At 45.9% G+C, this 14,747-nt stretch carries 11 protein-coding genes and 1 pseudogene; all 12 read right to left on the bottom strand.

Translation table 11 applies throughout. From position 1 onward, the window contains the following. Positions 1-184: 184 nt before the first annotated feature. Positions 185-1,528: a sensor histidine kinase gene (locus ACKI5G_RS02170; RefSeq protein ID WP_407397213.1), complete on the bottom strand. Its 1,344-nt coding sequence runs from the start codon at positions 1,526-1,528 to the stop codon at positions 185-187. After that, positions 1,503-2,177, bottom strand: a complete 675-nt coding sequence (locus ACKI5G_RS02165) for a response regulator transcription factor (RefSeq protein WP_407397211.1) — start codon at positions 2,175-2,177, stop codon at positions 1,503-1,505. The genes ACKI5G_RS02170 and ACKI5G_RS02165 overlap by 26 nt, the downstream gene beginning before the upstream one ends. A 165-nt stretch (positions 2,178-2,342) precedes the next feature. Next, positions 2,343-4,973, bottom strand: a complete 2,631-nt coding sequence (locus ACKI5G_RS02160; protein WP_407397209.1) for a hypothetical protein — start codon at positions 4,971-4,973, stop codon at positions 2,343-2,345. A 216-nt stretch (positions 4,974-5,189) separates the two neighbouring features. After that, positions 5,190-5,492: a type II toxin-antitoxin system RelE/ParE family toxin gene (locus tag ACKI5G_RS02155; protein ID WP_407397207.1), complete on the bottom strand. Its 303-nt coding sequence runs from the start codon at positions 5,490-5,492 to the stop codon at positions 5,190-5,192. Further along, the gene (locus ACKI5G_RS02150) at positions 5,485-5,748 is read right to left on the bottom strand and encodes a type II toxin-antitoxin system Phd/YefM family antitoxin (RefSeq protein WP_407397205.1); all 264 of its coding nucleotides are present in this window, start codon (positions 5,746-5,748) and stop codon (positions 5,485-5,487) included. The genes ACKI5G_RS02155 and ACKI5G_RS02150 overlap by 8 nt, the downstream gene beginning before the upstream one ends. 142 nt (positions 5,749-5,890) lie before the next feature. Then, complete coding sequence (locus ACKI5G_RS02145) at positions 5,891-7,399, bottom strand: IMP dehydrogenase (RefSeq protein ID WP_407397203.1); 1,509 nt, start codon at positions 7,397-7,399, stop codon at positions 5,891-5,893. Positions 7,400-7,552: 153 nt separating this feature from the next. Next, complete coding sequence (gene glmS / locus ACKI5G_RS02140) at positions 7,553-9,382, bottom strand: glutamine--fructose-6-phosphate transaminase (isomerizing) (RefSeq protein ID WP_407397201.1); 1,830 nt, start codon at positions 9,380-9,382, stop codon at positions 7,553-7,555. Between the two features lie 306 nt (positions 9,383-9,688). Then, complete coding sequence (gene groL / locus ACKI5G_RS02135) at positions 9,689-11,323, bottom strand: chaperonin GroEL (RefSeq protein ID WP_407397199.1); 1,635 nt, start codon at positions 11,321-11,323, stop codon at positions 9,689-9,691. 64 nt (positions 11,324-11,387) lie between these two features. Continuing rightward, positions 11,388-11,672: a co-chaperone GroES gene (gene groES, locus ACKI5G_RS02130; protein ID WP_027397220.1), complete on the bottom strand. Its 285-nt coding sequence runs from the start codon at positions 11,670-11,672 to the stop codon at positions 11,388-11,390. Between the two features lie 183 nt (positions 11,673-11,855). Continuing rightward, a complete protein-coding gene (locus ACKI5G_RS02125; protein WP_407397197.1) occupies positions 11,856-12,431 on the bottom strand; it encodes an ANTAR domain-containing response regulator in 576 nt (191 codons plus the stop codon). Between the two features lie 2 nt (positions 12,432-12,433). Further along, positions 12,434-13,864, bottom strand: a complete 1,431-nt coding sequence (locus tag ACKI5G_RS02120; RefSeq protein WP_407397195.1) for a histidine kinase N-terminal domain-containing protein — start codon at positions 13,862-13,864, stop codon at positions 12,434-12,436. A gap of 54 nt (positions 13,865-13,918) precedes the next feature. Then, positions 13,919-14,737, bottom strand: a pseudogene (tsaD, locus tag ACKI5G_RS02115) (tRNA (adenosine(37)-N6)-threonylcarbamoyltransferase complex transferase subunit TsaD); the annotation flags it as partial. Between the last annotated feature and the right edge of the window lie 10 nt (positions 14,738-14,747).

The following is a 14,747-nucleotide window of genomic DNA, read 5'->3' as shown; positions in this document are numbered from 1 at the left end:
GTGTGCAACGTAATCTTGGTATCTTGACGCCGATAGAGAAACACACCTTGTATTTAGCCGCATAAAAAGGTCGACAGACGAATCTGCCGACCAAAGAAATTTTATATTATTTTATTGTCCTCTTGACGGGGAGCAGTTCATCCCGTATTTTGAGAAAGAACAGCCCGTAATTGTTCATAACTATTTAATTTTTCTTGGGGATTTTCAAATTCTTAAGAGTAACCTTGAAAACAGTTCCCTTGCCCAGCTCACTGGCCACGTCGATGCTACCATGATGCGCATCAACGATAGTCTTGGCTATGGCAAGTCCCAGGCCATTGCCACCCATAGAGCGTGAGCGGGCCTTATCTACCCTGAAGAAGCGCTGAAAGAGCTTATCCAAGTCCTCAGCGGATATACCAATACCATTATCCCTTACGGAAAAATGAATGCCGCCTAGATTTCCCAGCCCCTTACCATCATAGGATAGTGTAACATTGCCGCCTTCTGGAGTGTACTTCACTGCGTTATCCACCAAAATCAGCATCAGTTGCTGAATCTTCTGCTCATCCCCCCTGTATATAACTTCACCAGAGGCATTTACATTAAGGGTAATGTTCTTTTTCTCCGCCAACGGCTGCATTTTGCGGCCCAGCTGCTCCATCATGGCGATAATGTCAAACTCCTTGATATCCAAGGATTCAGCGTTATTATCCGACCTGGCAATCTGCAAAAGTGAGCCCACAAGATTGGACATCTTCTTTACCTCATCCTTCATATCCTGAATAACCTGCTGCAGGAATGGTGACTGAATGGATTTATCGTTGGAAAGAAGGTCCGCCGAAGCCATGATAACACTAAGAGGGGTCCTAAGCTCATGGGAAGCATCTGCTGCAAACTGACGTTGTCTTATATAGGCCTGCTGCATATTGGCCACAACCCTGCCGGAAACCACATGCCCCAGCATAATAGCCGTAAGCAGTGCAATAAAGGAAATAGCCCCATAAAAATATGTAGCCTTTTTTATACCTTTGTAAAGTGCCGACACGTCCTTTCCCAGATATACCATACCGATTTTCTCGCCTGTAACCAGACGTACATCACAAGCCGTCATCATCAGTACCTTTGGTTTATCCTCATCCTGCTGCTGAACGTATATAGCCACTTCACCAGTTGGTACATCACCATGCTTTATTACCTCCAGCACATCTTCCTCTATACGCTCCGGTGCCCTGGAATAATTCTGCAAATTACCGCTTTTGTCGTAGGTATAAAAAAACATTCTCTCCCGCTTTCCAAGATCATCGTTGCCCACATAAACGCCATTGCGTATCATAGTGGACTCTGTTTCCGATACTGCGTGTACCGTTTCAGAAAGCTCCCTGGCCTGCTCGGAGGTTACTGCCCATTCCATGGTCTGATGAGCCAAAAAAATAATTATGATGAACAAGCCAAACATCAACAGGGAATAGGCAAAGGTGAGCCTCATGCGGCTGCGGGAAAATAAGCCACCAAACTTTAACCTATTTTGTTTCCAGTTTATAGCCAACACCTCTAATCGTACTGATTATAATCTTACCATCAGCAGTATCCAGCTTTTTACGAATAAGTTTTACATAGGAATCGATATTATTTGAGCTTACATCAGACTCAATACCCCAAATGCGGTCCAAAATAATTTCACGTGGCACAACAATACCGATATTCTGCACCAACAGGTCAAAAATCTGGAACTCCCTTGGGGAAAGCTGTATCTCCTGCTCGCCCTTTAAAAGCAGCTTGGAGGTACGATCCAGAGTAAAGCCCCCCAACTCCACCACATCCTGCTGAATCTTCTGGCTGCTGCGGCGGCTAAGAGCACGAAGTCTGGCCATCAGCTCAGAAAACTCAAAGGGTTTTACCAGATAATCATCTGCTCCGGCATCAAGACCGGTAACCCTGTCCTCCACCGCATCACGGGCAGTAAGAAGCAATATTGCCTTCTGATACCCCTCAGCACGAAGCCTGCGGCAGGCATCCACGCCAGTTTCCTTGGGCATCATCCAGTCCAAAATCAGCACATCATAATCATCATACATAGCGCATTCGTATATCATATCCCCTGTGGTAACCCATTCGGTATTGATACCATCCTGCTCCAGCATGTACTGGGTGAGCTTCCCCAGCTTCATATCATCCTCTGCCAGTAAAACCCGCATATATATCACCTCGTTAATTATCTCTAAAAATAATCTATTTGGCCACCATGGAGCCACTGCCCCACTGTAATAATAATAGTATCATATTTTGAAAATTTTATGAAATAACAAGCGGCTTTTTCCCACAATAAAAGAGGCTACCGAAGCAGCCCCTTCAATACTTTTTTAAATATGGAATACTGCAGAAAGTCCCCCGGTGAGGCCCTGTTTCTTCCCGGCAAAGCCACTGAGGTTCAGATCAAGGGTAACATTACTCTTTTCCCCAGGCCTGAAGGTGGCACCGATTTCGCCCCTTACACTGGTTCCGCTGATATCTGCACCGCGGATAGCCACACCATCAGCAAAGCCTGAAGCCCTGCCGCAGAATTCATGCTCTACAGCCAGCCCGCCGTAGTAATGGATATTATCATTCTGCTTCACAGTGTAGCGGGTACCTAAACGAAGAACGCTGGATTCCACTGCTCCCAAATCATAGTGGCCTCCTGCATCAAAGGACACACTGCCACGGTGGTTATAGAAATACTTGGCATAGAGGTCCAATACAGCCGTCTTGTTCAGCTTGATTTCACGGCCTACACCGATATGTGCTCCCCAATAGGTGGCATCGGTGGTATAGCTGTATGGATTTCCATTTGCATCACGAAGCACGTTATTGGCATCATCATGGATAGAACCGGCCCGTAGACTCCCCTCTACATAAAAGCCGTTATTCTTCTGCCATTTGCCTAAGATACCGCCACCAGTATATCTGGTGGAGCCGTCGCCCCGTTCATCACCATTAAAGGTGCTATAGTTTCCAGTACCGTACTCAAAAAAAGCTCCGTACTCTGTAGTCGACAGCTTCTTTTCATTCTTATGGCCCAATTCCAAAATGGCATTCCAGGTATGTGTTTTAACATGGGAACCGGTTTCCACATTCATGGAGCCGCCACCCATATTGGCATAGGTGGCCATACCGTCAGTACCGGTATTTCCAGCCATAGCAAGGCCCTCAGTGGCCGCACCTACGAAATCATTACCGGCTGACAGAGCTGCCATACCTACTTCAGCCCCCATAACCGTATTATGGGTCTGCTCCTGTACAGTCATTTTCTCTGCGGTTGTATCGGTGGTGAAAATCAGGGCATCCATGGTGCCATCATCATTGCTATCCACCAGTGAAGCCTTGCCTTCACCCTGCAAGGTGGAGCCCACCTTATACTTGGTGCCAGTGATGGCTCCCACACTATCGCCGAAATCAGATACCAAGGTCATGGTCTTGTTGGCTTCCAGCTCCTTGATATTGGTAAAGTTAATATTGGTGGTGTCTACATCCGCACCAGCAAATGTAATATTGTTTGGACGGGTCATAAGAGCCCCTGTGTCCTTCCATTCCACATTGCCAAAGGTGAGCTTGGTGGCATTATTGGCGGTGGCCGTATATTTAATTGCATTGGAGTCCGTCTTATAGCTACCATTGATTATTCCATTGACAGTTACCCCATCCACAGGGCTGTATCCATAGGAAATATCCTTGGTTGTTTCTGTTATCGCCCCCAGAGTATTATTAGCGGTAAGCAGCGTTGTGGGAGTATTTGCGGCAATGTCTGCCGGATTACTGAAGGTCAGGCCGTCCATATTTACGGCAGCATTTGAATAAACATAGCCTGCCGCACTCGCGTCCCGTGGTGTCCCCCATGCCATTGTGCCGAAGGTTATGGTATTGACAAAATCGGCCACGTTATAGGTAATGGACTTATTGCTGTTGGCGATGGTCACGGTATGGGTATTATTATAGGCCAAGCCAACGCCGTTCACGGTGCTGGTCTTGGCTGTACTTTTTACCACTTGGCCTATCGCTGGAATTACCGCCGCAGCAGCAGTGGAATATTTCAGTGTCATATTGGCAAAATCATTGGCTGTATTGGAAGCAAGCAAAGTCATAGTGCCTGGGGCAGTATGATTGGCCAAAGCCGTGGCCGATGTAATATCCAAAGTATCACAGTTGCTGAAGCTAGTGGCACTAAGCACTGGACTGGTTTCACTCCAAGTCAAGGTGGAAGGCAGCTCAATGGTGGCAAAATTATATACGTTTCGTGCTGTGCTGGCACCGGAAAGAATCAGCTTGTTGCCGGTTTTTTTATCAACACAACTGCTATATCCATCGCCACCATAAACTTCCTTGCCAATCGTGGCATTATGCAGGGTAACGGTATTATTTATGGCTGAACCCGTCTGTGTTGAACCACCATAAACACTATTATCTACCGTTCCCCCGTTCACTGTTACGCTATTACCAGTAGCTGACCCACTACCATACACTTCACCGCCATAGGCACATTGATTTACTACTTTGCCAGTGACAATAACATGATTATCAGAAACTTGGCTTCCATAATATGAGTTTCCGCCATAAACGTAATCCTTAACCTCTCCGGAAACAGTAACATGATTTCCGCTGACAGAACTATTATCGCTATACCCGCCATTTACACGGTAGTTTACAGTTCCCGCCACGGTAATTTCATTATTATTGACGCCGCCTACTATACCTTCACCATATAAATGTCCAGTGACCTTACCGCCGCTTTCCACGATAATGGTATTGCCATCGCCGGAACAGCTGATATAATTTTTGCTCTCTCCGTCCTGAACTATGACTTCTTCAGCCAAGGCCACCCCGCTGCCCCCTATCCACAGGGATACAGCAAGCGCCAGAGCAGCCTGCCCTTTTAAGCCTTTCCAGCCCTTGCCCTTAGTGTCTTTATTGAGGCTGATGTCCCCCCCTAGTGGAGTACTATACTTATTTTCTTTCATTTTCATTTCCTCCGTGCGTAACTTTTGTGCCATAAAACACGTTTTCCCTTTTGCCTTAATATTTAGCATGAAAATTCAAAAAATTCAATACCAAATCAAAAAGTGCGCGGATTTTTCAAAAAGTGTGGCGTTTTTAGACCTTTTGACCTTTCTTTTGTAGAAAAAATGCATAAAAAAACCGCTGACCAGTAAAAAACCAATCAACGGGAGTATCGTTCAAATATTTCTTCCTAAGTATTGCACCGTAACAACCCATACTATTTTTTCTGCTTCATCAATCCGAAAAATAGCAACATAGTTGTCAATCACTAGCTGTTTATACCCTTTACCGGAATATCGGCCAGTTAATCTGTCTTGATGAGAATATGGAAAAATATCCAGCCCCAATATCGCTTCTTTTATTCTATCCACCTGAGCTTTGGCATTTTCAGGAGCAAGTTTTTCACTGGCGATATATCTATAGATATTGTCAATATCCCTATAGGCTGCCCGCAGTATTTGTACTTTATACTTAACCAAAATACTTCTTCTCCAATTCCTCAAATGCAGTTTTTGCATCTACTGCTTCCCCAGTTTCGGCAAATTCCTTCTCCGCCTTATGAATAGCATAATCTATGCTATTTTCCCGCACAAAGCTGTCGTAAAGTTCACTGCTCATGACAACCAAATCACTGTAACCATTTTTTGTGACAAAAATAGGTTCTTTTGACTTGTGAGCAAGAGAAGATATTTCATTTGTATTTCTTAAATCTTTTATAGGCACAATTAAAGGCATACAATCCGCCCCCTTCCACAATTATGACATAATTATATCATATTTATGTAAACTCAACTATATGATTATACAAAATTAAAACGGGACTGCCGAAGCAGCCCCTTTAATATATATTCTTAAATTATGTACCCTAGCACTAACATTATACATTTGCCCGGGTGAACTGGTCACGCAGAATTACATCGTGGGAACCGCCCTCTACAATAGAAGTAGAAGAAACCAAGGTCAGACGGGCCTTCTCCTGAAGCTCAGGAATAGTAAGGGCACCGCAGTTGCACATGGTAGAGCGAATCTTGCTCAGGGTTACGCCCACATTGTCATGGAGAGAACCAGCATATGGTACATAGGAGTCAACGCCTTCCTCAAAGGACAGCTTCTTGGCACCACCCAAATCATAACGTTGCCAGTTACGGGCACGATTGGAGCCCTCGCCCCAATACTCCTTGTAGTAAGTACCATTAATCTTAATACGGTCAGTAGGGCTTTCATCGAAGCGGGAGAAATATCTGCCCAGCATCATGAAGTCAGCCCCCATAGCCAAAGCCAAGGTCATGTGATGGTCGTGTACGATACCACCATCGGAGCATACAGGAATATATACACCGGTCTTTTCGTAATACTCATCACGGGCCTTGCAAACATCAATAAGAGCAGTTGCCTGGCCACGGCCAATACCCTTGGTCTCACGGGTAATACAGATGGAGCCGCCACCGATACCAACCTTGATAAAGTCTGCTCCAGCCTCTGCCAGGAACATGAAGCCATCACGGTCAACCACATTGCCGGCACCAACCTTCACATCCTCACCAAAGTGCTCATGGATGTACTTCAAGGTAATACGCTGCCACTCAGAGAAGCCCTCGGAGGAATCAATGCACAATACATCGGCACCAGCCTTCAGCAGAGCTGGTACGCGCTCAGCATAGTCACGGGTGTTAATACCGGCACCAACAATATAACGCTTATTGGAATCAATAAGCTCCAGCTCGTGCTCCTTGTTGGCAGTGTAATCCTTGCGGAATACCATATATACAAGACGCTGATTTGCATCTACCAATGGCAGCATATTCAGCTTGTGCTCCCAAATAAGGTCGTTGGCTTCGGACAGAGTGGTATTTGCACCAGCATAAACCAGCTTATCGAAAGGAGTCATAAACTCAGAAGCAGGAGTGTCCATGGTCATACGGGTAATACGATAATCACGGGAGGTTACGATACCCAGCAGCTTGCCTGTTGGTTCACCATTCTCGGTAACTGCCATAGTGGAATGGCCGGTCTTTTCCTTCAACTCGAGAATCTCACCCAGGGTAGTGGAAGGCATAATATTGGAATCGCTACGAACAAAACCAGACTTAAAGTTCTTGACCTTAGCCACCATAGCTGCTTCTTCTTCTATTGTCTGAGAACCATAGATAAATGACACGCCGCCCTCACGAGCCAATGCAATTGCCAAAGTGTCGTTGGATACGGACTGCATGATAGCAGAGGTCATAGGAATATTCATAGAAATCTTTGGTTCTTCACCCTTCTTGAACTTTACAAGAGGAGTCTTCAGAGAAACATTCGCAGGAATGCACTTGTCAGAAGAATAACCAGGAACTAATAAATACTCTCCAAAAGTGTGTGATGGTTCTTCAAAATAGAATGCCAACTTAATCCCTTCTTTTCTGTAAATTTTTAAATATATTTCAGCCTTTAAAACCCGGTCGGGTCAAAAGATATTGTTACTATACTAGTACAATCCATGCACCTTGTCAACAAAAAAAGGACTGTCCTTTCATGAAGGACAGTCCTCTATTTAACCTTATTCTACTGTTACAGATTTAGCCAAATTTCTTGGCTTATCAACATCTGCACCACGTGTAATAGCGGTGTAGTAGCTGAGGAGCTGGAGTGGCAGAACAGCCAACAGTGGAATCAACAGCTCATCAGTGTTAGGAACGAAAATAACATGGTCAGCATACTTCTTCAGCTCAGTATCTCCCTCGGCAGCAATACCGATAACCACAGCATCACGGGCCTTAACCTCCTTGATGTTGCTCAGGGTCTTCTCATAAACGCTCTTCTGGGTAGCCAGAGCCACTACAGGCACACCAGTAGTGATAAGAGCAAGAGTACCATGCTTCAGCTCACCTGCAGCATAGGCCTCAGCATGAATATAAGAAATCTCCTTCAGCTTTAAGGAGCCCTCCAGAGCTACCTCATAATCCAGAGCACGGCCGATGAAGAATACGTCGGTATTGAAGCCATACTTCTTGGCAAATACCTTAATAGGCTCCACGTCCTCCAAAGTCTCACTGATCTGAGAAGGAATCTCCCGCAGCTTGCCCAGAAGCTCCTTCATGCGACGAGGAGCAACGGTACCACGGAGGCCTGCCATATAAGCACCCAACAGGAACATAACAATGAGCTGAGTAGTATACGCCTTGGTGGATGCTACAGCAATCTCAGGACCTGCCATGGTGTAAATAACCTGATCTGCCTCACGGGCAATAGAAGAACCAACAACGTTAGTTACAGCCAAGGTCTTGGCACCAAGGCGCTTGGCCTCCTTCATGGCTGCCATAGTATCACTGGTCTCACCGGACTGACTTACAACAATGCAGAGGGTATTATCATCGATAATTGGCTGGCGATAACGGAACTCAGAGGCAATATCCACCTCTACCGGGATACGGGCCAAACGTTCAATATAATACTTACCTACAAGACCTGCATGATATGCAGTACCACAGGCAACAATGAAAATCTTGGAGAAGGAATTTACATATTCCTCAGTCCAGCTGAGCTCCTCCAGAACTACAGCAGAATTGTCCTTGGCAATACGGGAAGCCAAGGTGTCACGAACTGCCTTAGGCTGCTCGTGAATCTCCTTCAGCATGAAATGCTCATAGCCTCCCTTTTCAGCTGCCTCAGCATTCCAGTTAACCTCAAATACCTTCTTGGTAATAGGCTCGCCCAGGCTGTTGGTAATCCAAACGGAATCCTTCTTTACAACAGCAACCTCACCGTCATTTACGATATAGGTGCGGCGTGTACGGGAAATAATGGCTGGAATATCAGAAGCGATGAAATTCTCATCCTCACCCAGGCCAATTACCATAGGGTTATCCTGCTTGGTACAAATCAGCTTATCAGGGTCATTCTTGCTCATGAATACGATGGCATAGGAGCCCTCAATGCGCTTAATAACTTCACGGACAGATGCCTCGAAATCGCCGTTATAAACCTCTTCCAAAAGATGAGGCAAAACCTCAGTATCTGTGTCAGACAGGAACTTATGGCCCTTTGCAATCAAATCCTCTTTAAGGGTCATGTAGTTCTCGATAATACCGTTATGTACTACCGCAAAATCGCCATGACAGTCAGTATGTGGATGAGAGTTATTATCGGATGGACGACCATGGGTTGCCCAACGGGTATGACCGATACCAATGCTACCCTCAGGAACATTGCCTTCAATCTTTTCCTCCAGGGCAGCCAAACGGCCTACGGACTTCTCTACGCGAATCTTGTCACCATTGAGAACTGCAATACCAGCGGAGTCATAGCCACGATACTCCAGCTTGGTGAGGCCCTCAATAAGGAACGGGGTAGCCTGCTTGCTACCAATGTAACCAACGATACCACACATAATAAAAACCTCCAATATAAAACTGGAAGTCCCATGTCCTGCCCGAATGCCGCTCTGTCCTGTCAGTCACCCCACAGTTTTAACAGCATTCTAACGACCGGCAAGCCGAGAGGCATCCGCTGATAAATCGACAACCTCTTCCTCGTCACCTTGCCTTATTCCAAAGCAAGGCCATGCGCTAGAACAACAAGTTCTTTCATTAATGTGAACATAAAGACTTCAAAAATAATATTACCGTGATTTTGACCCTAAAGCCAAAATCACGGTACGTATTATAGACTATTAGTATACCTAAGTCAAGTATTATTACATCATGCCAGGCATGCCGCCCATTGCGCCTGCACCAGCCATAGGGTTTGCAGTGCCCTCTGGAGCTGGCTTATCAGCAACCAAGGTCTCAGTGGTGAGAACCATAGCAGCGATGGAAGCAGCATTCTGCAGAGCAGAACGGGTAACCTTTGCAGGGTCAACAATACCATTGGCAATCATATCAACATACTCGCCCTTGTAAGCATCGAAGCCAACACCTACAGCGCTGTTCTTAACCTCAGCAACTACTACAGAACCCTCAAGACCTGCATTGTTGGCAATCTGGCGAACCGGCTCCTCAACTGCACGACGTACAATATTGATACCAGTCTTAATATCCCCTTCAGCCTCCAGAGCATCCAGTGCTGGGAGAATATCGATAAAGGTAGTACCACCACCAGCAACGATACCTTCCTCAACAGCAGCACGGGTAGCATGGAGAGCATCCTCAACGCGGAGCTTCTTGTCCTTCATCTCTACCTCAGTAGCAGCACCGATTTCAATAACAGCTACACCGCCGGAGAGCTTAGCCAGACGCTCCTGAAGCTTCTCCTTGTCGAAGTCGGAGGTAGTGTCGGCAATCTGCTTCTTAATCTGCTCGATACGGGAAGTGATTGCGCTCTTTTCACCCATACCATCAACAATAGTAGTATTTTCCTTGGAGGAATGTACCTGACGGGCACGACCCAAATCCTCAATAGTAACGCTGTCCAGCTTGCGGCCCAGCTCCTCAGAAATCAGCTGACCACCGGTGAGGATTGCGATATCCTCCAGCATAGCCTTACGACGATCACCAAAGCCAGGAGCCTTAACAGCCAGTGCCTTGAAGGTACCACGGAGCTTGTTTACAACGATGGTAGCCAGAGCCTCGCCGTCCAAATCCTCAGCAATGATAACCAGTTCCTTACCCATCTTAACAACCTGCTCAAGAATTGGGAGAATGTCGTTAACGGTGGAAATCTTCTTATCAGTAATGAGAATGTAAGGATCATTCATTACTGCTTCCATCTTATCGGTATCAGTAACCATGTAAGGGGAGATGTAGCCGCGATCGAACTGCATACCCTCTACAACAGAAAGGCTGGTCTCCATACCCTTGGATTCCTCAACGGTGATAACGCCTTCCTTGCCAACCTTTTCCATAGCGTCAGCGATATACTGACCGATTTCCTCATCAGCGGAGGATACAGTTGCAACCTGTGCAATTGCCTTCTGGGACTCTACTGGCTTGGAAACCTTCTTCAGCTCAGCTACCAGAGTCTTAACAGCCTTTTCAATACCCTTCTTCAGAACCATAGGGTTAGCACCGGCAGCTACGTTACGCATACCCTCATGAATCATTGCCTGAGCCAGGAGTGTAGCAGTGGTAGTACCATCACCGGCAATATCGTTGGTCTTGGTAGCAACCTGACGAACCAGCTGTGCACCCATATTCTCAAATGGATCATCCAGCTCAATGTCACGGGCAATGGTAACACCATCATTGGTAATGGTAGGTGCACCAAACTTCTTATCAAGAACTACGTTACGGCCCTTTGGACCAAGGGTAACCTTTACTGCATTTGCCAACGCATCAACGCCCTTTTCCAGAGCACGACGAGCTTCTTCATCAAATAAAATCTGCTTTGCCATTTTAAATGCCTCCAATAATATATATTAGAAATAAGATAAACCGAAAGATTCAGGCTTATTGTGATTACTCGATTACGCCGAGAATATCACTCTGGCGCATGATGAGATAATCCTTACCGTCAATCTTAACCTCAGTGCCTGCATACTTGGAATAGAGAACGCTGTCCCCAGCCTTAACCTCCATAGCAATACGGTTGCCGTCCTTATCGATGCTGCCTGGGCCTGCTGCAATAACCTTGCCCTTCATAGGCTTTTCCTTTGCAGTATCTGCAAGGATAATACCGCTGGCAGTCTTGGTTTCTGCCTCAGCAACTTCAATAACGACTCTGTCACCTAATGGTCTAATCATATTTATCTGCCTCCTAAAAGATAGTTTGTAAACTAATACTTTGTTGTTAGCACTCCATTCAGCTGAGTGCTAACTCCGAGTATTATGATAAATCTATTTGAACAAAAAATCAAGTAAAACGTCAAAAAAACAAAAAACTTCGCCCCGAAACGGAAACGAAGCTAATGATTGCATGGGATTGTGTTATTTAGTTGCCGCCCTGATAATGGCCTCAGCAACCTCCTTTATTGTCTTTCGCTTTGCCATACTATATTTTTGAATACGGTTAAAGGCTTCACTTTCGCTGATATTATGGGCATCCATAAGGATTCCCTTGGCTCTGTCCAGCAGCTTGCGCATTTCCAGAGTATCCTTTACCTTGAAAAGCTCATCTTCCAAGCCCTGCATATCCTGATATCTGGACATAGCCACCTCAATGGCCGGAAACAGATTTGCTTCCTGCACCGGCTTTACCAAATAAGCCTGCACTCCGGCATCAGTGGCCCGCTTTACAAATTCCGGCTGGCTAAAGGCTGTCAGCAGCACCACTGGGGCAATTTTTTCCTTGCCGACGATTTTTGCTGCTTCAATACCATCCATTTCCGGCATTTTTACATCGAATATACAAAGGTCCGGCTTGAATTTTTTAGCCAGCTCCACAGCCTTGCGGCCATTTGGAGCCTCCCCAACCACTTCATGACCGGCCTCCTCCAGCAGCTCCTTCATATCCATACGGATTAAAGCTTCATCATCGGCAATAAGGATTTTCAAGGGATTCATACTTACTCTCCTCCCACATTACTTACTGGTATATGCAAAAAACAATGGGTACCCTGATCATTTTTCATTTCAAAGCTACCACCTATATCATCCTGCACCAAGGTATTTATAATCTGCAATCCCAAAGATTTGGACTTGCTAAAATCAAAATCATCAGGCAGGCCAATACCATCATCATATAACTCTATGAGATAGCCATCTTCCACAATGGCAGTCCTAAGGCCAATCATACCATGACTGCGGCCCTCAAAGCCATGCTCTATGGCATTTAATATTAATTCATTTATTATTACAGCCAAATTGCTGGCATTCTGGGATGGCAGAACCACCTCCGGTCCTTCTATTTTACTGGTAAGGACAAAATCCTTGTCCACCATATTAGGTGCCACCCGCTCAATTATACCCTTGGTAACTTCATTTACATTGATTTCTTCCGTATCATGCTGGGACAAAAATTCGTGAGCCACAGCCATGCTCAAAATACGGTTGGTACTTTCCTGCAAGGCCGCCTTAACCTCCGGCGACTTTGACCGCCGTCCCTGAAGCCGCAAAAGGCTGGCAATAGTCTGAAGGTTATTCTTTACCCGATGATGTATCTCCTGAATAACCGCTGTTTTTATCTTAATCTCCCGCTCTTTTTTGCGAACCTCCGTAACATCAGAAAGCAACAAGATTCTCCGCTGCAATATCCCTGCTTCCTCCAGCTTAATATCCCGCTGAAGCAGTATCATATCCCCTATCTGGATTTCCTTTTCAAAGGGGCGGCTGCTGTCGAAGGTTTCCCTATGAAGCATGGCACTGATTTCCCGGTCCGGCAGTCTTGCACCCAAAAGGTGATTTATACCCAAAGCCCGATATATTCTCTTGGCGGAAAGATTTACATATGTAATGCGATTCTTATTATCCGCGATAACCACACCGGTGCCGGCAAAAATTGGACTAAACATTTCCATATCAATATTCCGCTTGGAATACTGCATCAGAAGCTCTGCTGTATCCAGAGTCTGATAATAATTACTGCCAGAAGCGTACTCCTTACTGGTTTCGAGGGTAATTACCCCAATGACTTCATTGCCTTCTTTAATGGGGTAGGCATACATATCAAGGGTCATTCCCAAACGCCATTCCCTACGGCCATGAATTGATTTTTCCTTCTCAAAAACATAAGCCACCAGCGGCTCCATCTGGGCCTGCACCGTGCTTCCCACCTTTGGAAGCTCCACCTGACTATAGAAGGTATGGGGCTTATGGTGCTTCATAATCATGTAAACATCAGAATTCTTGGTTTTTACATACAAAAGAAGATGGGCATGGGCAAAATCCGCAATAAAACCAAAGCAGCCGCTCATGCGCCGTATCATCTCAATCTGCACCGCAGTTAAATTCGTGTGCTGTCTGTATATTGAAGTATCGCTTTCGTGTTTATTTGGCATATAATTCTCCAATAAATCAGTTAAAACAGAGGCGTTTATTTTATGCTGTCATTATCATAAATCCTGCAACGCCAGCCCCGGCACCGCATTCAAATACAAATCTGAGTAAATCCCCCCCAAGGACTGATAATATCCCCGGCAACCTATCATGGCAGCATTGTCGGTACAAAGTATCTTATCCGGGAAGTAGAACTTAATGTTATTCTTGGCTGTTACCTCACGAAGACGGCTCTCCAAAGAGCTATTTGCTGCCACACCACCGGCCAGCACCAAGGTATCACAGCCAGTTTCTTTTACGGCATCCAAAGCCTTGGACAACAAAACCTCTATAACAGTATGCTGGAATGAGGCAGCCACATCAGCCTTGTTGACTTCAATCCCCTTCAGCTTCATGCTGTTAAGGTAGTTAAGCACCGCAGACTTCAACCCACTGAAGCTGAACTCATAATTTCCCTTTTCCTGCAAAGCTCTAGGAAAATCAATGGCCATCGGATCTCCCTCCTGGGCCAGCTTATCTATCTGTGGGCCACCCGGATATGGCAATCCCATAACCCTTGCCACCTTGTCAAAGGCCTCTCCCGCCGCATCGTCCCTGGTCTGTCCCATAAGGCTAAAGGAATTGTAGTCCTTTACATGAACCAGAGATGTATGCCCACCGGAAACCACCAAGGCCATAAATGGCGGTTTTAAATCGGGAGCACTGAGGAAATTGGCAAAAATGTGTCCCTCCAGATGGTTAACCCCTATAAGAGGCACTCCCAAGGTAAAAGCCAGTGCCTTAGCCGCAGATACCCCCACTAATAAAGCTCCAACCAGTCCGGGACCATAGGTTCCCCCCACCTGGTCAATGTCCTTCAGTGTCACCCCGGCCTTTTCCTAAGCC

It is taken from the genome of Anaerovibrio sp., from assembly GCF_045637405.1.
GTDB lineage: Bacteria > Bacillota > Negativicutes > Selenomonadales > Selenomonadaceae > Anaerovibrio.
This window is presented reverse-complemented; position numbering and strand designations above follow the sequence as displayed.

Bases quoted from the DNA above. Each gene is read 5' to 3' on its own strand.
- ACKI5G_RS02165 (WP_407397211.1), bottom strand. From the start codon at position 2,177: ATGCGGGTTTTACTGGCAGAGGATGATATGAAGCTGGGGAAGCTCACC.
- ACKI5G_RS02160 (WP_407397209.1), bottom strand. From the start codon at position 4,973: ATGAAAGAAAATAAGTATAGTACTCCACTAGGGGGGGACATCAGCCTC.
- ACKI5G_RS02150 (WP_407397205.1), bottom strand. From the start codon at position 5,748: ATGCCTTTAATTGTGCCTATAAAAGATTTAAGAAATACAAATGAAATA.
- glmS (WP_407397201.1), bottom strand. From the start codon at position 9,382: ATGTGTGGTATCGTTGGTTACATTGGTAGCAAGCAGGCTACCCCGTTC.
- groL (WP_407397199.1), bottom strand. From the start codon at position 11,323: ATGGCAAAGCAGATTTTATTTGATGAAGAAGCTCGTCGTGCTCTGGAA.
- groES (WP_027397220.1), bottom strand. From the start codon at position 11,672: ATGATTAGACCATTAGGTGACAGAGTCGTTATTGAAGTTGCTGAGGCA.
- ACKI5G_RS02125 (WP_407397197.1), bottom strand. From the start codon at position 12,431: ATGAATCCCTTGAAAATCCTTATTGCCGATGATGAAGCTTTAATCCGT.
- ACKI5G_RS02120 (WP_407397195.1), bottom strand. From the start codon at position 13,864: ATGCCAAATAAACACGAAAGCGATACTTCAATATACAGACAGCACACG.